Origin of the sequence: uncultured Adlercreutzia sp. (assembly GCF_958431955.1) — a bacterium.
Lineage (GTDB): Bacteria > Actinomycetota > Coriobacteriia > Coriobacteriales > Eggerthellaceae > Adlercreutzia.
In genome coordinates, this window is sequence record NZ_CAUASN010000021.1 from 23,305 (window position 1) to 42,639 (window position 19,335).

Genomic DNA, 19,335 nt, shown 5'->3' on the forward strand with positions numbered 1-19,335 from the left:
CGCGCCTTTCGGAAAGGAAGGGTCCATGACCGAACTGAATGACCTGCTCGTCGCCTGGACGGGCGAGATCGACTCCTTCATGTACACCTACATCCTGGTGATCCTGCTGGTGTTCGTGGGCATCTACTTCACCATCCGCACCAAGGGCGTGCAGATCCGCTACATCAAGGACATGTTCACCCAGCTCACCGAGAAGAAGCACGTCGAGGGGCAGAAGTCCATCTCGTCGTTCCAGGCCCTCATGGTGTCCACTGCCTCGCGCGTGGGCACGGGCAACATCGCCGGCATCGCCACGGCTGTGGCCACCGGCGGCCCGGGCGCCATCTTCTGGATGTGGCTCATGGCGCTCATCGGCGCGGCGTCGGCCTTCATTGAGTCCACCCTGGCCCAGATCTACAAGATCCGCGGCAAGGAGGGCGAGTTCCGCGGCGGCCCGGCCTACTACATCCAGCAGGGCCTGGGGCAGCGCTGGCTTGGCATCATCTTCGCCTGGGCGCTCATCCTGTGCTTCGCCTTCGGCTTCAACGGGCTGCAGGCCTTCAACATGACCTCGGCTCTCGAGTACTACATTCCTGACTACGCCACCAACGGCACGGCCATCGGTGTGGGCATTGTGCTCATCGTGTTCACCGCCTTCGTCATCTTCGGCGGCGCGAAGCGCATCTCCATCATCACCTCCATTATCGTGCCCATCATGGCCATCGCCTACATCGTGCTGGCCGTGTGGACCACGGTGACCAACCTGGGTGAGCTGCCGGCCGTGTTCGGCACCATCTTCCAGTCGGCCTTCAACTTCCAGTCCATCGCCGGCGGCTTCGCGGGCTCGGTGGTCATGCTCGGCATCAAGCGCGGTCTGTTCTCCAACGAGGCCGGCATGGGCTCGGCGCCGAACGCCGCCGCCACCGCCAGCGTGTCGCACCCGGTGAAGCAGGGCCTCGTGCAAAGCCTGTCGGTGTACATCGACACGCTGCTCATCTGCACCTGCTCGGCCATGATGGTCATGATCTTCTGGGTGCAGGATCCCACCGCCGCCCAGGCCCTGAACGGCATGCCGCTCGTGCAGCTGGCCGTGGCGAACTCCGTGGGCGAGGTGGGCATCCACTTCATCACCTTCGCCATCTTTGCCTTCGCGTTCTCCAGCCTCATCGGCAACTACTTCTACGCCGAGACCAACTTCCGCTATATCTTCAAGAACACGAAGTGGGGCATGGTGGTCTTCCGCGTGCTGTGCCTGGCCGCCATCTTCTACGGCTGTGTGAACAGCTTCGATCTGGCCTGGAACCTGGCCGACATCTTCATGGGCTTCATGGCCATCATCAACCTTGTGGCCATCCTGCTTCTGGGCAAGTGGGCCCTCGCGGCGCTCGACGACTACACCCGTCAGCGCAAGGCGGGCAAGGACCCGGTGTTCTTGGCCTCCAGCGTGCCCGGCATGCCGGCGTGCGAGTGCTGGACCACCGAGGATCTGCCGAGCTACGGCGAGAATCCAGTTGAGGAGTACATCGAGGAAGCCGCCAACTTCGAGACCGAGGGCCTGAAGTAAGCTCGCTCTGGGCCGTATCCCCGCGACGGGATCCGAAGCGCCCGCATTCCGCGAGAAGGTCCGAAGTGGCCGCATCCCGCGGTCGCATCCCGCGGCAGGCCTGAAGTGGCCGCAGCCCGCGGCCGCGGCCCGTGAGAAGGCCTGAAGTGGCCGCAGCCCGCGGTCGCATTCTGCGGCAGGCCTGAATCGGGCTCTTCGCTCGAGCGAAGATACGTTTTCTGACCCTTGAGGGGCCGCTGGACGGCGCGAAAGCCGTTCGGCGGCCCCTTTTCGCGTCTCCGCGTGAGCGGACATGCGGTTTTTGACCCGGGGAGCCTCTTGACGTGCCGCAAGGGGCGTGCCCGGGGCCAGTTTGCGCTGCTTCGCTCAACCGGACGCGCGGTTTTTGGCCAGGAACGGGCGAAAACGTGTCGTAAGGGCGCACTCGGGGTCGGCTTGCGCTGCTTCGCTCAACCGAACACGCGGTTTTTGGCCAGGGGAACGTGAAAGCGTGCCGCAAGGGACGTGCTCGGGGCAAGTTTGCGCGTCTCCGCGCGAGCGAACATGCGGTTTTTGGCCAGGAAAGCGGAAAAGCGGCTGCTCATCCCCTGGGGCGGGGTGGCGTGCTATACTTTTTCCGAACTAAGACGAGGGGCGCAAACCCGGCAGTACTCGTGCTGCGAGCCTGGGGAGGCGGGGCGCCCGTTAAGAAGGCCGAGGGATGCCATGATCGATATTCCGAGCCCGGCTGTTGCCATTGTGGGGCGGCACAATTCCGGGAAGACGACGCTCATCGAGCGGCTCATCGCTGAGCTGGTGGACCGGGGCTACGACGTGGGCTCCATCAAGCACCACTCCCATCGCGGCTTCGACATCGACTACCCGGGCAAGGACTCCTACCGCCATCGCGCCGCCGGGGCCTCTGAGACGGTCATTGCCGCGCCGGGCCAGGTGGCGCGCATGAAGACCATCGAGGGCGAGGTGGAGTGCAGCGAGCTGGTGCGATCGATGCCCGGCCACGACATCGTGGTGGTGGAGGGCTACCGCAAAAGCGGGCTTCCCACCATCGAGATCATGCGCCAGGCCAACGCCGCCGACGCCCACACCGCCGAGGTGTTCCTAGCCGCTGCCCAGGCGGGTGAGCCCCTCGGCGCCGACCACGTGCAGCTCGGCCGTGCCGAGAGCCCCTTCGCCGCCGACGAGCGCGAGAAGATGCCGACGGCTGCTACGGTGGCCGTGGTCACCGACATTCCCGCTGCCCGCGAGGCGGCGGCCCTCTACGGTATCCCGGCCATCGGCCTGGAGGACACGGCGGCGCTGGCCGACTTCCTGGCCGAGCGCTACGTGCGCCCGCGGGTGTCGGTGGTCATCCAGGCCGGCGGCGAGTCACGGCGCATGGGCCGCTCGAAGGCTACGGTGCCCTTCGCGGGGCGTCCCCTCATCTGCCGGATCGTGGAGCGACTGGCCCCCGTGGCCGACGAGCTCATCATCACCACCAACGAGGCGCCAAACCTCGAATTCCTGCACGAGATGTATCCCGACCTGGGAATCCGCCTCGTGCCCGACGCCTACAACGAGCGCGGGGCGCTGCCGGGCATGTACACGGCGCTCTCGGCGGCCCGCAACCCCTACGTGGCCGTGGTGGCCTGCGACATGGTGTTCGCCAGCGCGCGGCTCGTAGTGGCCGAGGCGCTCGCCATGCACGAGAGCGGCGCCGATGTGGTCACCCCCCACAACAAGCACGGTTTCGAGCCCCTGCACGCGATGTACCGCAAGGACACCTGCGCGCCGGTGGTGCATCGCCGCGCCGAGGAGGGGGAGAAGCGCGTGCAGAGCTTCTTCTCCGACCCCGCGATCACCGTGCTGCCCTTCGCCCAGGAGCGCGTGCTGGAGGTGGAGCCGCGCGGCGGCTGCTTCATCAACGCCAACACTCCCGAGGACTTGGCGCGCATCGAAGAATCTTATCTGGGAGAATAGCCGAGAGGACGAACGCCCCATGCCCAACTTGAACGACATCATGGAGATGGTGGACGCCCTGGAGACCAAGGCGGTCATCACGGTGCCCACCCGCTGCGTGGCCGTGCGCAACCGGCACTCCACCTGCCAGAAGTGCATCGACGCCTGCCTGGCCGACGCCATCCACATCGAGAAGAACGAGCTCGAGATAGACGCCGGCGCCTGCGTGGCCTGCGGCGCGTGCATCGCCGTGTGCCCCACGAGCGCGCTCATCTCGGTGGATCCCATGGAAGAGGAGCTGGCCGCCGCCGTGGCCGCCACCACCCCTGCCGCCGACGGCGTGACGGTCATCGCCTGCGCCCGCAAGGCGGCCCGCCAGGTAGGCGACCCCGACAAGTACGCCGTGGTGCCGTGCCTCGCGCGCATGGACGAGCAGCTCGTCGTGGAGCTGGCGGCCCGCGGCATCACCGACATCCAGCTGGTGGACGGGGTGTGCTCCACCTGCAAGTACCGCGGCGCCGTGCCGGCCATGGACGACACCGTGGCCTCGGCCCGCGAGCTTCTGGCCGCGGTGGGCTCCGACGCCGTCATTACGCGCACCTCCGAGTTCCCCGAGGCCGTGCGCGTGGCCGACCTGCAGAAGGCCGTGGGCGCGGCGCGGCGCGAGTTCTTCACCTCCACGGGCCACTACGCCAAGGACGTGGCGAAGTCGGCCGCCGAGAAGATGGTCAATGACAAGCTCAAGCAGCTGAAGCTGCAGAAGGAGGAGCAGTCGCTGCGCGACAAGCTCGGCGTGAAGAACGGCGCGGGGAAGATGCCCACCATCAACGCCGAGCGCAACCTGGAGATCTTAGACGCGATGGCCCGCATCGGCGAGCCGGCGGAGGAGGAGATGTTCACCCGCGTCTTCGGCGATGTGGAGGTGGACGCGGAGAAGTGCTCAGGCTGCGGCATGTGCGTGATGTTCTGCCCCACCGACGCCCTGCGCAAAAGCCTGGACGTGCACCCCGACAAGGACCGCGCCTACATGGAGTTCTCCATGGCCGAGTGCACCCAGTGCAACCTGTGCGCCGACGCCTGCCTGAAGAAGTGCATCGAGGTGGTGCCCGTGGTGTCCCTGGCGGAGCTCTTCGACTTCGAGCCGCGCCTCGTGGAGATATCGGCCTCTAAGAGCGGCAACAAGCTTTTTAACCGAAAGAAGTAGGCGGCCTGCGCGAGCCGTGCTATACTCAGCAACACTTTCGGTACTTTAGTACGGTAGAGTCATAAAGCGAAGGGACGAGGCCGTCCCGGGAGAGGCGGGGCGCGCCCCGCGACGACGATAGGGGAGGAACCTATGAAGAAGATGACGAAGTTCGCGGCCGTGGCCGCGGCGCTGGCCCTGGGCGCGGCGCTTCTGGCCGGCTGCTCGGGTGCGAGCGATGCCCCCGCCACCGACGGCGGCTCCGATGCGGCGGCCACGCCGGCAGCCGATGCCCCCACGCTCATCGTGGGCCTCGACAACGCCTACCCGCCCTACGGCTTCATCGGGCCGGACGGCAACCTGACCGGCTTCGATATCGACCTGGCCACCGAGGTGGCCGCCCGCAACGGCTGGAACCTGGAGCTTGAGGCCATCGATTGGGACGCCAAGGACGTGCTGCTGGGCCAGGGCACCATCAACTGCATCTGGAACGGATTTACCATGGAGGGCCGCGAGAACGACTACGCCTTTTCCGACCCCTACATGCTCAACGAGCAGGTCGTGGTGGTGCGCGCCGACTCGGGCATCAAGAGCCTGGAGGATCTGGCCGGCAAGAACGTCATGACCCAGGTTGATTCCGCCGCCCTCGACGTGCTCCAGGACGAGGAGGGCCAGAAGGCCCTGGCCGACACCTTCGCCGGCGGCGCGGCCCAGACCATCGGAGACTACAACAACGCCTTCATGCAGCTGGAGTCCGGCGCGGTCGACGCGGTGGCGTGTGACCTGTCCATCGCCGACTACCAGATGGCCGCCAAGCCCGACATGTTCGTGAAGTTGGAGCCCCTGTCCACCGAGCACTACGCGGTGGGCTTCGCGAAGGACGGCGATGCGGCCATGATCGATGCCGTGAACAAGACCCTGAAGGAGATGTACGACGACGGTACCATCGAGAAGCTCTGCGAGAAGTGGGGCGAGTACGGCATCACTATCGACAACTGGGTTCTTGTTGATTAATGGCTTCTGCCATTAATCAACGCCGATGCTGCGGTTCCGACAGGCACCTGCCTCTGCACTTCAAGGCTTTCCTTCGCGGCACGAAGGCCGCTCAGCCGCCTTTCAGCGCAGATCCAGGCACCTGTCGCAACCTCGCTGACTTCCTTGGGCGCGTCCCGGAGTTGGTGGATTTAATTTAAGGGAGGGCGAAGTCCGGTGGGGCTTCGCCCTTCGTGGCGCTCGGGTGCGGTATCATGGGCGCTCGGGCACAGGCTGGCAGAGAGAGGAAGTGGGCTGGTGGAATTTCCCGTTATGATGGGCATCCTCATGGAGGGCTTCGGGCTGACGGCCCAGATCTTCGTCATCACGCTCATAGGCTCGCTGCCCTTGGGCGTCGTCATCGCCCTGGCCCGCATGAGCCGCTTCAAGCCGATAGCTTGGATCGCCCAGCTCTACATTTCCATCCTGCGCGGCACGCCGCTCATGCTGCAGCTCATGGCCATCATGTTCGGCCCCTACTACCTGCTCGGCCTGAATTTGGGCAGCGACTGGAAGTTCTGGGCCTGCGCCATCGGCTTCATCCTGAATTACGCCGCCTACTTCGCGGAGATCTACCGCTCGGGCATCCAGTCCATTCCGCGCGGTCAGTACGAGGCGGCCACGGTGCTCGGCTACACCAAGGCGCAGACCTTCATGAAGATCGTGCTGCCCCAGGTGGTCAAGCGCATCCTGCCGGCCATGGGCAACGAGATCATCACGTTGGTGAAGGACACGTCGCTGGCCTTCGTGCTCGGCATCATGGAGATGTTCTCGGCGGCCAAGGCGCTCGCGGCCAGCGAGGTGTCCATGGTGCCCTACGCCATCGCGGCGCTCATCTACTGGGTGTTCTGCCTCATCATCGAATTCATTCTGAACCGCGTCGAGAAGCGACTCGACTACTACCACGACTAGGGGGCGTCCATGGGAAACGCTGTTGTTGAACTCGCCCACGCCAAGAAGGCCTTCGGCGACAACGAGGTTCTGAAGGACATCTCGCTCACGGTGAACAAAGGCGACGTGCTGGCGGTTATCGGGCCGTCGGGCGGCGGCAAGTCGACGCTTCTGCGCTGCATGACGCTGCTGGAGACGCTGGATGCGGGAAGCCTCGCCTACGGCGATCTGGTCGTGTGCGCCGAGGGGGCCGACGGGCGCTCCGTGTACGGCGACAAGGCCACCATCGCGAAGGCGAAGACCCGCTACGGCCTGGTGTTTCAGAACTTCAACCTGTTCCCGCACTACACCGTGCTGGAAAACGTCACCGACGCGCTCATCTGCGTGCAGAAGGTGCCGAAGGACGAGGCGCTCGCCCGCGGCCGCGAGCTTCTGGCTCGCATGGGGCTCGCCGGCAAGGAGTCCATGGTGCCCTGCGACCTGTCGGGCGGCCAGCAGCAGCGCGTGGCCATCGCCCGGGCGCTGGCCATGAACCCCGACGTGCTCTTCTTCGACGAGCCCACGAGCGCGCTGGACCCGGAGCTCACCCGCGAGGTGCTGAAGGTCATCCGCGATTTGGCGGCCGAGCACATGACCATGGTCATCGTCACCCACGAGATGGGCTTCGCCCGCGACGTGGCCGACCAGATCCTGTTCATGGACGGCGGCGTCATCGTGGAGCAGGGCCCGGCCAGCGAGGTCATCAACAACCCCCGCCACGACCGCACCCGGGCCTTCCTGGCGAACTACGACCGCGACTAGCGGCGCGCCATGACGGTCACGTTCTACTTCACGCGCCATGGGGAAACCCAGTTCAACGTGGAGAACCGCGTGCAGGGCTGGTGCGATTCCCCGCTCACGCCGAAGGGCATGTACGACGCCTACCGCCTGGGGGCAGGGCTTGCCGACGTCGATTTCGTGGGAGCGTGCTCCAGCGACGCCTCCCGGGCCCGCGAGACCCTCGCCATCGCCCTGGAGTCGCGGCGCAACGAGCGCATGCGCCGTCACGGCGAGGACCCGTCGTTTCCCGTGGGGCCGACGGTGCCCATGCGCGAGGACGAGCGGCTGCGCGAATGGTGCTTCGGCGATTTGGAAGGCGAGCCCTCGCGCCGCTTGCGCAATCGGCTGTTCGACCTGTTCGGCGACGATATTCCGCGCCACGAGCAGAACCGCCGCCTCGACGAGATCGCCGACTACCTGAGCGACACCGACCCGGCCCATCGCGCCGAGGACTTCGCCTCCATCACGGCCCGCATCGAGGGCTTCCTCGACGACTGCGGGCGCTCGGTGGAGAAGCGCGGCGGGGGCAACGTGCTCGTGGTGTCCCATGCCATGCTCATTCGCGCCCTCGTGTTCCTTTACGCCCGCGAGCGCGTGGCCTCGCCCGCCAAGATCGAGAACGCCTCCATCACCAAGGTGGTGTGGAACGACGGCGCCGTGTCGGTGGGCCCCATCGGCACCACCGCCCACCTCCACGCCGTCCGCTAGGCGCGCAGGCCCCGCGCCGGCTTGGGAGCCCTTCGTGTGGGCGCGCTCCGCTGCGAAATCCTCCCGTTGCCGTTGGCAATTCGTTATCTTCTTGCTGAAAAGTCGTATACTTGGAGAACCTCTCTGCAAAGGGCCGGCATCGGTGTGCTCTGCGAGGGGCTTGAAAACTGAGACGGAGAGATGCAATGAAGGCACACATGCTTAAACGGAGAACGCTTCGCTGCATTACGACGGTTGCGCTGGCCGCAGGGCTCATGCTGCCCGCCACGGCCACGATGGCCTACGGGGCAAACGCAACGGGAGAAGCGTCTGAGACGGGGTCGTCCCCCGCAACTGAAGAGATCGCGCCGAACGCCGCCGGCGTCGCCGAGGCCCTGACCGCCGGCATCGCCACGGCGGCCGCGGAGCCCCGGGCGGCCTGGACGGGTACCTACGACCTCGAGGTCGTAGGCGGCACCGAGGGCGTCGACTACGAATTCACGACGGTGAGCTACAGCCGCCGTGCCCATACGGGTACGGCGACGTTGTCCGATCTCGCGAGCATTCCCATGCTCGTCGTGAAGACGGACACGCCCCTCACCGTTGCCAACAAGAGCGGCGTGGCCCATGCCACGACGGGCATCCGCATCGAGAAGGGTGTGGACGCGCACCTCACCTTCGACGGCGTGAAGATCTCCGCGCCGGTGCCCTGCGACATCGTCACGAACTCGAAGAACCCTCGCACCACCGACAAGACCCTGGCCGGGGCGGCCACCAAGCTGCATCTCACCTTGGCCGACGGCAGCGAGAACGAGCTTCTGGCGGTTGCCCAGTACCACGCGCCCGGCCTGCGCTGCGGCGAGGGCTCCGAGCTCTACATCGACGATGCGGTGGCCAACGTCGATGCGAGCGGTGCCGCCATCACGCCCGTGAACGGCCTTATTCCCGAGGGCACCGTGTACACCGACAAGGCAGGGAACCGCCGCACGGCCGCCGCGAAGGACGGCTCCAACTCCATGAGCAACCTGGAGAGCGACGACCCCGGCAGCCTGCTGGCCCAGGGCGGCTACCGTGTGGCCGGCATCGGCAGCGGCTCGGTGGAGAATGCGGGTCTCATGGTGTTCAACGGCGGCGACATCACGGCGAAGGCCTGGGCCCTGAACGGCGACCCCCTTCTCAACGACGCGGCTCAGATCAACTGGGACTACAGCGACGGCGCCGGCATCGGCAGCGCTTACGCCGGGCACGGCACCCAGATGGTCTTCAACGGCGGCACGGTGGATGCCTACGGCTCCTACCACGGATCGGCCATCGGCGCGGGCATTTGGTCCCACAGCCCCAATACCAGCACCGGCGACGGCAAGAACAACTGGGCCTACCGCACCTATCCCTTCGACGACGCCATTTACTCGGGCCTCACCGTGGGCGGCCAGAGCGGCACTGCCGCAACGCAGACGCTCTGCGGCGACATCACCATCAACGGCGGCTTCCTGAAGGCCAAGGGCGGCTTGCACGGCAACGCCTTCGGCCAGGGCTGCGGCGGCACGGCTAAGGGCTGCACCATCCTCATCACGGGCGGCACGCTGCTGCCGGCTTCCGAGAGCGGCATGTACGACATCGGTGGTACGGGCGGCGACGTTATCATCACGGGCGGTTCGGTGAACTGCACGAAGGACGCGGCCGGGAAGTACAAGTTCAACGGCAACGCCGGAGTGGGCTTGGCCTACGGCAACCCCGAGAAGACCTTCAAGGTGGCGCTCACCACGACGAACGTGAAGTCGAAGATCGACTCGCTGGCGGTGGCCAACGACCCCTCGCTCTTAGGCACCACCGACCCGGGCAAGGCGTTCTACAACTCCCGCATCGAGAGCTGGGAGTTGCTCATCAACAAGTTCAAGGAGATTCCCGTCGCCCAGCCCGACGGCACCACCTATAAGTATGTATACGGCTCGCCGTCGCGCCTGGACAACTGCCTGCTGTACCTGTGGCTGCCCGAGGGCATCAACAAGGACAACCGCATCGATGTGAACTTCGGCTACAAGGTGGGCGACGATGTGGTCACCTCCAACACCACCCAGCCGCCCACCGGCGACAGCGGCGAGGTGTCCCAGCCGCGCGAGACCGAGGTGTTCAAGCTGCCCGAGGCGTTCACGAGCAACCTGAGCAAGTACTACGACGGCGAGAACCTGCCCGACGTCGGCGTGAAGAAGAACGACCCCTCCACCCACATCGCCGTGGACAACCCCAAGGGAGGCGCGCTCACCGACCCCAACCTCATCACCTACGACGCCCAGCGCTACGACTACCAGGGCGGCTCGTCCATCGAGAGCGCCGTGGGCGCGAAGAGCATGCCGTCGGACAGCGGCATCTTCTACGTGGAGATCATCTCCACCGAGTACGCCAACACGGATGGCTTCAAGGAGACCTACTGGGCCCATGCCGCCACGGGTTGGGCCACTATCTCGCCGGTGAACTCCAAGACCGAGCTCGTCCCCACTGAGCCGGTGAAGCTGACCATCGACGGGGAGGAGCGCGCGTTCTCCGGGCCCGAGTGGGTGCAGGACGACAAGGATTCCGAGGACTACAACACCGCGACGAACAACCACCTCGTGGTGCCCGTGGACATCACCAGCTGGACGCTGCCGAACGGGGACGTGGTCGATGGCTCGAACATGTCGAAGAAGACCTGCAAGGCCCCGATGGGACGCCTGCAGCTCTACCTCGACGACGAGCCGGTGGGCGCGGCCTTCGGCGGCGTCATCGACTTCGACCGCGACGCGGTGGACGCCGGCACGGCCCAGAACGTGAAGGTGGTCGTCGACGGCGAGGGCCGCGAGCACACCATCGCCTACTTCAACCTCACGCGCTCGCAGCTGGAGGGCTTCGGCTTGCAGGACAAGTCCGAGGCTGACAACAAGCACGAGGTGTCGGTGTCGTTCACCACGGTGGACCCCGACTACGAGCCGCCCGCGCCGGCCGCCGTGCCACAACTCGCCTCCGAGGAGGGGAGCGGGGCCATCGCCCTCACCCGCGCGGCGCTCGCCGCCACGCGCGAGGCGGCCGCGCTGCCCGATTCCGCCTACCGCAACTACTACGACTCCCGAAGCGACGCGGTGGAGGTGACCATCCAGCTGACCGAGCCCGACTTCCGCCTGTACAACGAGAACGGCACGGGCTACATCCCCAACGGCGAGGGGCTCGCCGACAGCGAGAAGGAGGCCAACGACAAGCTGCTGAAGCTGGATGCCGACCACAGCAAGGCGTCCTACGAGGTGCAGGTCGCCGACTTCCGCGACGGCGCCTCCCGCGCCGCGGTGCCCGACTGGTTCCCCGCCTTCGTGCAGACGAACTCCATCGGCGACATCGAGTTCGCCAGCTCGAACACGGGCGTGGTGTCCATGGTCCCCAACGCCTTCACCACCAACCGCACCTACGAGCCGAACAAGACCGACTACGGCGTGGGCGCCAAGGCGCGGGTCGTGTCGGCGGGCAAGACCACCATCACGGCCACCATCAAGGGAACGGGTGCCTACAGCAGTCTCACGCGCAGCTTCGATCTGTACGTGTTCCCCGATCTTGACACCGAGCCCGAGCTGGCCATCAGCGAGATCTCCCGCGACACCACGCGCGCCGACGGCACCATCCGGCCCAACGACGTGCTGCGCTACACGACCACGGTGACGAACACCACGGCCGACTCGGCGTGCCTGAACCCTGTGTTCACGGTGAGCGTGCCGGCCGACACCGAGTTCGCGGGCCTGACGGTGACCGACCCGGAGGGCAACGTGGTAAGCGACGTGGCCTATCGCCTGGAGGGCGATACCGTGGTAGTGGACAGCCTGCCGGCGCTGTTCGGCGGCCAGTCCTACCGCGTTGCGCTCGATGCGAAGGTGAAGCCCCAGGTGGTGGGGAAGAGCCCGGCCGATCTGGCCCTGCGCAGCGAGTCGAGCGCCACGGGCGTGTGGGGCATCAACCCCGACGCCTTCGAGTGGGACACGCGCATCAACACCGAGACGGGCGAGCCGGTGGAGGAGGTCGAGGCCTTCGCCGATCCCACCTCCCAGGAGCCGGAGGGCTCGAAGGACCCGGAGCCCGAGCCGCCCGCGCTGCCGGACGATCTTATCGGCGAGGGAGACGTCATCGTGAAGGTCGGCGACTTGGAAGACCCCGAATCGCCCGATGAGGTCGCCAAGGAGATCGACGAGCAGATCAAGAAGAAGCTCGAGGAGGACCCGGACGCCGACCATGTTGACATCCCGGTCGTCATCGAGCGGCCCGACCCCGACAATCCCGGCGGCGACCCCATCCGCGAGGAGGTCATCGTCACGTTGCCCATTCCCGACGGCTACCGGCCCCCGGCCGTAAACCCCGACGACCGCGACGACCACGACCTGGTGGTCGTGCCCGACGACGTGGACCCGCGCCCGAACGGCGACATCACCACGACGAAGACGGCCGAGAACGTGACCCCGGGCTTCGCCGTGCGGCCCAACCAGGCCGTGGCGCTCGTGGGCGACACGGTGCGCTACACCATCACGGTGGCGAACTCGAAGCCCGGCAGCGCCTACTACGACGTGCTGGTGAAAGACCCGTTGCCGGCGGGCCTGGCCTACGTGCCCGGCTCGGCGGTGGTGACCGACGCGGCCGGCGTCGAGCATCGCGACTTCGAGGCCGACTGGGACGCCTCCTCGCGCACCATCGGCTTCTGCCTCGGCGACATCTACGGCGAGCAGGCGGCCAGCGTCACCTTCGAGTGCACGGTCATCGGCGAGGCGCTCTCGGGTGAGGGCACCTTGGCCAACGTGGCCACCGCGCTCGGCACCCAGCCCTCGCAGACGGTGCCCGCGCCCGACCCCGACAACCCCACGACCGGCCCGGTGGACATCAAGCGCGACCCGATCCCGCCCGGCCCCTACAACCCCGAGGACCACGGCACCACCTGGGACGACAAGGAGAAGGAGGTCATCGAGGGCATCAAGGACATCTTCCCCGACATCCCCGACGACGAGGAGATCGTGATCCCGCCCTCCGAGCCGGCCACCGTGGGCGACCCGTCGCCGTCCGACCCGAAGCTCGTCGACGACGAGGAGGGCCCGGCCGATATCACGTTGGCGAAGACCGCTCTGAACCTCGACCGCGACGACGGCAGCACGCACGTGGGCGACACGGTGCGCTACGCCATCGTGCTGGGCAACACCAAGGAGTACTCCATGTGGTACGACGCGGTCATCCGCGACGAGGTGCCCGAGGGGCTCGAGGTGCTCGACGGCAGCATGACGCTCGTGGACGCCGCGGGCGCCACCCACGAGGTGCCGGCGAGCTGCTACGACGTGAAGACGCGCGTGCTGGCGGTGTCCTGCGGCGACTTGCCGGGAGGCGCCAGCGTGACGCTGACCTTCGAGGCGCTCGTGACCGAGGATGCCCTGGGCAAGGACGTGGGCAACACGGCCACGGCCTACGGCACGCTGCCTTCCGCTCGCGAGCCCGGCGGCATGGGCTCTGCGCCCGGCGGGCCCTTCGTGCCGGCCGAGGGCTGGCCGTCCTACGTGGAGGGGCGTCCCGGCGTGAGCAACCCCGATCCGGTCTACCCGTCTGAGGACGTGAACGCCGCGGGCGGCATCCTGCCCGACGACCGCGAGGACGGCGGCGCCGCCACTGAGGAGAAGACCCATCGCACCCTGCTACACCTCGCGCAGACGGGGGATGCGGCCCGCGGGTCGCTCATGGTGGTGCTCGCCTGCACCGCCGGCTGCATGGTGATCATCGCGATGACGCGCATGCGCCGCAGGGAGTGAGGGCCCGGCGCCTTCCGCCTGAACGTTGAGCGGAAGGCTTAAGGTTTTGACCAGCGGAATCGGCTGAATTCCGCTGGAACCCCTGGTTTTTCCCGAGGGTTGGCGCGCCTTTGGTTACAAGTGGCGCGATTCTGTTGAAAAAGCGTTAGGTTGGCGTATACTTCACGACACCTATACCGAGAACAGGCCAGCTTCCGCGGTCTCGGGCCGCTGGCTGGCGAGGTGGGAGCAAGCAATGAGAGATAACGTGCGAAAGTCGAAGCTGTTTCGTTGCATCCTGGCGGTGACGCTGGCGGCAGGTCTTGCCCTGCCGTCCATGGGCGCCTTCGCCTACGGGGAGCCCAACGCGGCGGCTTCCGATTCCCTTGAAGTGAACGACAAGTCCGCAGGCGATGCGGTCGACGGGGCCGCTGAGGGCGCTGCGCCCTCCGATGTGACGGATGCGGGCGTCTCCGCGGGCGACGGCGCCGCGGCCGAGCCCGATGCTCCGGATGCCCCGGACGCCCCCGAGGGCGCCGAAACCGTCACGGGGGGGTGCCTCCAACGCTGACGACGCCGCAGCCGAGGGAGAGGACGCGCCCACTGCCGCCCCCGCGGCCCAATCCGACGACGGCATCGCGGTAGCGTCCGAGGAAGGCGAGCCCGCGCCCCAGGCCGACGGCGACGGCTTCACCGACTACGGCGGCCTTTCCATCAAAGGCGGCACCCCCGGCACCGACTACGCCCTGGAAACGGTGACCTATGCGCGCGTCGGTCGCGGAAACAACGAGACGGCCCAAATTCAGAACGGTCGCGACATCGTTGTGTCTGGCAGCGCGACGACCACCATGTCGTCCCTCGTCATCAAAAACGACGGCACCTACACTATCAAGAATACCAACGGCGTGGCCACCGCCGCCTCGACGGCAATCTACATCAGTCCGGGAGTGAAGGCCGACATCACCCTTGCGGGCGTGAACATCACGGCCCAGCTGCCGTTCAATATTGCCACGAACAGCACGCAGAACTCCACGATGACCGTGGAGGTGTCGGGCGATGAGATTAAGGACAAGACGACCGTTCACCTCACGTTGGCCGATGGGACGGTGAACACGCTGCGCTCCTCGCACGCGTCGGCTACGAGCCAGACGGACGGCAACAACCAGTTTCCCGGCTTGCGCTGCGGCGAGGGCTCTGTGCTCGTGGTGGACGACGGCGTGCGCAATGTGGACGTGAAGGGCAACCCCATTGTTCCCGAGCAGGGCATGATTCCCGCCGGGGTCACTTACGTCGATCGCAACGGCGATACCGTCACCTCGACGGGCGTCGGCAAGGATCTCGTATCGAGCCTGTCTAATCTCGAGAGTTGGGATGTGGGCGAGCTGTATGTCTACGGCGGCGTTCGCTCGGCGGCTATCGGCGGCGGACCGGTAGAGAACAGCGGTGACATGACCTTCAACGGCGGCAACATCACCGCCACGGCCAACGATCCTCGGGGTGATGGTTCGGGTTGCGGCATCGGCGGCGGTCATGCCGGCGGAAGCACGACCACTACCATCAACGGCGGCCACATCATCGCGCTCGGGTCGCTCCATGGCGCCGGTATCGGCGGGGGATGCACGTACACGGGCGGAATGAGTCGCAGCAAGGTGACGATGCCCCTGCGTGACGCGTTGCTCTCGCGCCAGGCCAACCACACGATTGCCGGCGATATCACCATCAACGGCGGTTTCGTCGAATCGAAGGGCTGGCAGCACAGCAACGCCTTCGGTCAGGGCTGTGGAGGCTCCAACGAGGGACGCATGATTCTCATTACCGGCGGTACGCTTCTGCCTTCGGCCGATTCGAGCCAGGAAGCTGGATTCCAGGACATCGGCGGCAACAAGGGCTACGTGGTCATCACCGGCGGCTCGGTCTTCTGCGGCAAGCGCGGCAACCAGTACAAGTTCCAGGGGAACGACAATGACGGCAAGGCCTACGGTGCCCTTCTGCCCGACGGCACGCCCGACAAGACCAACAAGGTCGGCATGCTCACCGTGGATGTGAAGTCGAAGATCCAGGCCATGGCCGACAAGGAGGGCGTGACCCCCAACTTCAACGCACGGCTGGAGTCGTGGGAGCTTTTGATCGACAAGTTCCTCACCGATCCCCTCTATGGCGCTCCCTCCAACCTCAACGACGGCAAGCTGTATCTCTGGCTTCCCGACGGCACGAACTCGGAGCACCAGATCGACGCGAACTTCTCCTATTACATCAACGAGAACCCGACGGCCAGCGACAAGCCGCTCAGCTCCAACACCACGCTGCCCGTAGGGTCGACCGACAACTTGGCCCCGGGCCAGAACCCCATCGCGAAGGAGTGGGAGACGTTCGAGCTCGACAAGGATTTCGTGGCCAAGACGTGGAGCAAGTACTACGACGGCGAGGCACTTCAGAAGATCGATGTGAAGCAAACGCCGATTCCCGTGGACAATCCCGCAAACGGCTTGCTAGACAACAACGAGAAGATCAAATACAACTACCAGCAGGTAGACGAGAACGGAGTTCCCATCAGCGCGGCCACCACGGGCACCTCGACGCCGGCCGATGCGGGGCATTACGACATCGAGGTGCGTTCCGACCAGTACGCCGCTAATACCACCTTCGCCCAGACCTACTGGGGTCATGCGGCTACGGGTAGCGCGGTCATCTCCCCGGTGATGTCGAAGACGTCGTGGGAGCTGACCGAGCCCTTGAAGCTGGAGACGACGGATGCCGACGGCAACAAGGTGGAGAAGGAGTACACTGCCCCCACCTGGGCCCAGGACGAGAACGCAGGCAACTTCAACACCGCCACCAACAACCACTTGGTGGTGCCCGTGGACGTGACGAGCGACAAGCTGCCCTTCGGCGACACCTATCCCAACGGCTCCGATATGTCGAAGACCACCTGCAAGGCGCCCACCGGCCGTTTGCAGCTGTACATCGACGGGCGCGCGGTGCCCGAGCGCTTCGGCGGCATCATCGAGTTCACGCGCGAGGATTTGGAGGACGAGAACTTCAAGAGCGCCTGGATAAAGACCGATGCCACCGGCCGCGAGCACACCATGGCCTACTTCAACCTGACCCGTGGCCAGCTGGAGGCCTTCGGTTTGGAGGACAAGTCCGACGAGGGCAACCAGCACCACGTGTACGTGGAGTACACGAGCGCGAAGGCCGGCTCCGACCCGCGCGACGAGGCCGCCGCCGGCGCTGCCGTGGCCTCGGCTTTGGCCGCATCATGGGCGTCGAGCCGCGCGAGACGTGGAAGCCCGCCCACAACGACTCCGCCTACCTGAACTACTACGAGTCGGCCAACGAACTCACGCCCGTGGAGATCGAGCTGGCCACGCCCGACTTCCGTCTCTTCAACGAGAAGGGCACCGGGTACGTGCCCAACGGCGAGGGGCTCGCCGAGGGCGATCAGGCGGCCAACGACGCCAAGCTGAAGCTGGACGATGCGACCGAGCGCGACTGGACGGACGCTGCGGGCGCCGTGAAGGGCAAGGAGGAGCAGACCGACGTGTCGGAGTTCCGCGACGTGGTGGACGAGAACACTGGCGCGGTGACCGAGGCGCGCCAGGACTGGTTCCCGCTCTACGTGCAGACCAACTCCATCGGCGACATCGTGTTCACCAGCTCGAACCCGGGCGTCATCCAGATCGAGCCCAACGACTTCACCACCAACCGCGAGTACGTGGACGGCAAGGTCGACTACGGCGTGGCCGCGGCCGCCAAGGTGGTGTCGGCCGGCAAGACCACCATCACGGCCACCATCAAGGGCACCGGCGCCTACAGCAGCGTGACCAAGAGCTTCGACGTGTACGTCTTCCCCGACCTGGCCAAGGAGCCGAAGCTGTCCATGACCGAGACGGCCTACGACACGAGCCGCGCCGACGGCACCATCCGCCCCGGCGACGTGCTGCGCTACATCATCACGGCCACGAACGAGCGGAACGACACGGCCTGCATCAACCCGGTGTACGAGCTGGGCATTCCCTCCGACACCGAGTTCAAGGCGCTGACCATCATCGACCCCGAGGGCAACGAGGTCCAGGCCGACTACGAGGTGAAGGACGGCAAGGTGGTCGTGGCGAGCCTGCCCACCCTGTTCGGCAACCAGTCCTACCGCTTCAAGATGGACGTGGAGGTGAAGCCCGACGTGGTGAACAAGAAGCCCGGCGAGAAGGCCGACTTCCTGAGCCACTCCGAGGTGTCGGGCGTCTACGGCATCAACCCGGATGCCTTCGATTGGGACAACCGCATCGACGCGGTCAACGGTGTGAAGGTGCAGCCGGCTGAGGCCGAGGCCAACCCGACGCTGCCCGACTCCAACCCGGCGCCGGCGCCCGAGCCCGAGCCCATCGTGCCCGATCCCGACACGGCCACCGAGATTCTCGGCGGCGATCTGCTCGACCCGGATCCGGACGACCCCGACAACCCGACCGACCCGGACAATCCGGACGACCCCGACACGCCGAAGAAGCCCGGCGTGACCGTGGGCCCGGTGAAGCCCGGCTCGCCCTTCGACGAGGCGGTGGAGGCCGACCCGGACGATCCGAGCAAGCCGGCCGACCCGACCGACCCGACCGACCCCGACGCGCAGCCGCCCAAGCAGCCCATCAAGGAGGGCGACGTCATCGTGAAGTTCGGCGACAAGGACGATCCCGAGTCGCCTGACGACATCGCCAAGGAGCTCGACGAGCAGATCAAGAAGAAGCTCGAGGAGGACCCGGACGCCGATCACGTGGACATCCCCGTCGTCATCGAGCGGCCTGACCCCGACGATCCGGACGGCGACCCCATCCGCGAGGAGGTCATCGTCACGGTGCCCATCACCCCCGAGATGCGCCCCGATCCGGTAGACCCCGACGATCGCAACGACCACGACCTCGTGGTGGTTCCGGCCGACGTGGACCCGCGCCCGAACGGCGACATCACCACGACGAAGACTGCCGAGAACGTGACGCCCGGCTTCGCGAGCCGCCCGAACCAGTCCGGCGCGCTCGTGGGCGACACCATCCGCTTCACCATCAAGGTGGCGAACTCCAAGCCTGGCAGCTCCTACTACGACGTGGTGGTGAAAGACCCGCTGCCCCAGGGTTTGGCCTACGTGCCCGGCTCGGCGGTGGTGACCGACGCCGCCGGCGCGCAGTACAAGGACTTCGAGGCCGATTGGGACGCCGCGGCGCGCACGCTCGGCTTCTGCCTGGGAGATGTGCCCGGGCTCACTGAGGCGAGCGTTACCTTCGAGTGCACGGTGACCGGCGAGGCGCTCTCCGGCGACGGCAGCCTGGCGAATGTGGCCGTGCCGCTCGGCAAGCAGCCCTCGCAGACGGTGCCCAAGCCCGACCCCGACAAGCCCACGACCGGCCCGGTGGACATCAAGCGCGACCCGACCCCGCCCGGCCCCTACAACCCCGAGGACCACGGCACCACCTGGGATGACAAGG

10 protein-coding genes and 1 pseudogene are annotated in these 19,335 nt (G+C 66.4%); all 11 read left to right on the top strand.

What is annotated here, in order from left to right:
- Window positions 1-25 precede the first annotated feature (25 nt).
- The gene (locus Q5064_RS07640) at window positions 26-1,543 is read left to right on the top strand and encodes a sodium:alanine symporter family protein (RefSeq protein WP_302963572.1); all 1,518 of its coding nucleotides are present in this window, start codon (window positions 26-28) and stop codon (window positions 1,541-1,543) included.
- 705 nt (window positions 1,544-2,248) lie between these two features.
- On the top strand, window positions 2,249-3,499 hold the full coding sequence (mobB, locus tag Q5064_RS07645) for a molybdopterin-guanine dinucleotide biosynthesis protein B (RefSeq protein ID WP_302963574.1): 1,251 nt from the start codon (window positions 2,249-2,251) through the stop codon (window positions 3,497-3,499).
- A 19-nt stretch (window positions 3,500-3,518) separates the two neighbouring features.
- Complete coding sequence (locus tag Q5064_RS07650; RefSeq protein WP_302963576.1) at window positions 3,519-4,682, top strand: 4Fe-4S binding protein; 1,164 nt, start codon at window positions 3,519-3,521, stop codon at window positions 4,680-4,682.
- 132 nt (window positions 4,683-4,814) lie between these two features.
- Window positions 4,815-5,675 (top strand): transporter substrate-binding domain-containing protein, encoded by an 861-nt coding sequence (locus Q5064_RS07655; protein WP_302963578.1) that lies wholly within the window; start codon window positions 4,815-4,817, stop codon window positions 5,673-5,675.
- 276 nt (window positions 5,676-5,951) lie between these two features.
- The gene (locus Q5064_RS07660; protein ID WP_302963581.1) at window positions 5,952-6,605 is read left to right on the top strand and encodes an amino acid ABC transporter permease; all 654 of its coding nucleotides are present in this window, start codon (window positions 5,952-5,954) and stop codon (window positions 6,603-6,605) included.
- A gap of 9 nt (window positions 6,606-6,614) precedes the next feature.
- A complete protein-coding gene (locus tag Q5064_RS07665) occupies window positions 6,615-7,385 on the top strand; it encodes an amino acid ABC transporter ATP-binding protein (protein WP_302963582.1) in 771 nt (256 codons plus the stop codon).
- Between the two features lie 9 nt (window positions 7,386-7,394).
- The gene (locus Q5064_RS07670) at window positions 7,395-8,111 is read left to right on the top strand and encodes a histidine phosphatase family protein (RefSeq protein ID WP_302963584.1); all 717 of its coding nucleotides are present in this window, start codon (window positions 7,395-7,397) and stop codon (window positions 8,109-8,111) included.
- Between the two features lie 197 nt (window positions 8,112-8,308).
- Window positions 8,309-13,885: an isopeptide-forming domain-containing fimbrial protein gene (locus Q5064_RS07675; protein WP_302963585.1), complete on the top strand. Its 5,577-nt coding sequence runs from the start codon at window positions 8,309-8,311 to the stop codon at window positions 13,883-13,885.
- 235 nt (window positions 13,886-14,120) lie between these two features.
- Complete coding sequence (locus Q5064_RS07680) at window positions 14,121-14,435, top strand: hypothetical protein (RefSeq protein WP_302963587.1); 315 nt, start codon at window positions 14,121-14,123, stop codon at window positions 14,433-14,435.
- On the top strand, window positions 14,377-17,181 hold the full coding sequence (locus Q5064_RS07685; protein WP_302963589.1) for a hypothetical protein: 2,805 nt from the start codon (window positions 14,377-14,379) through the stop codon (window positions 17,179-17,181). The genes Q5064_RS07680 and Q5064_RS07685 overlap by 59 nt, the downstream gene beginning before the upstream one ends.
- Window positions 17,124-19,335 (top strand): annotated as a pseudogene (locus Q5064_RS07690) (hypothetical protein); the annotation flags it as partial. The gene Q5064_RS07685 and the pseudogene Q5064_RS07690, both read left to right, overlap by 58 nt.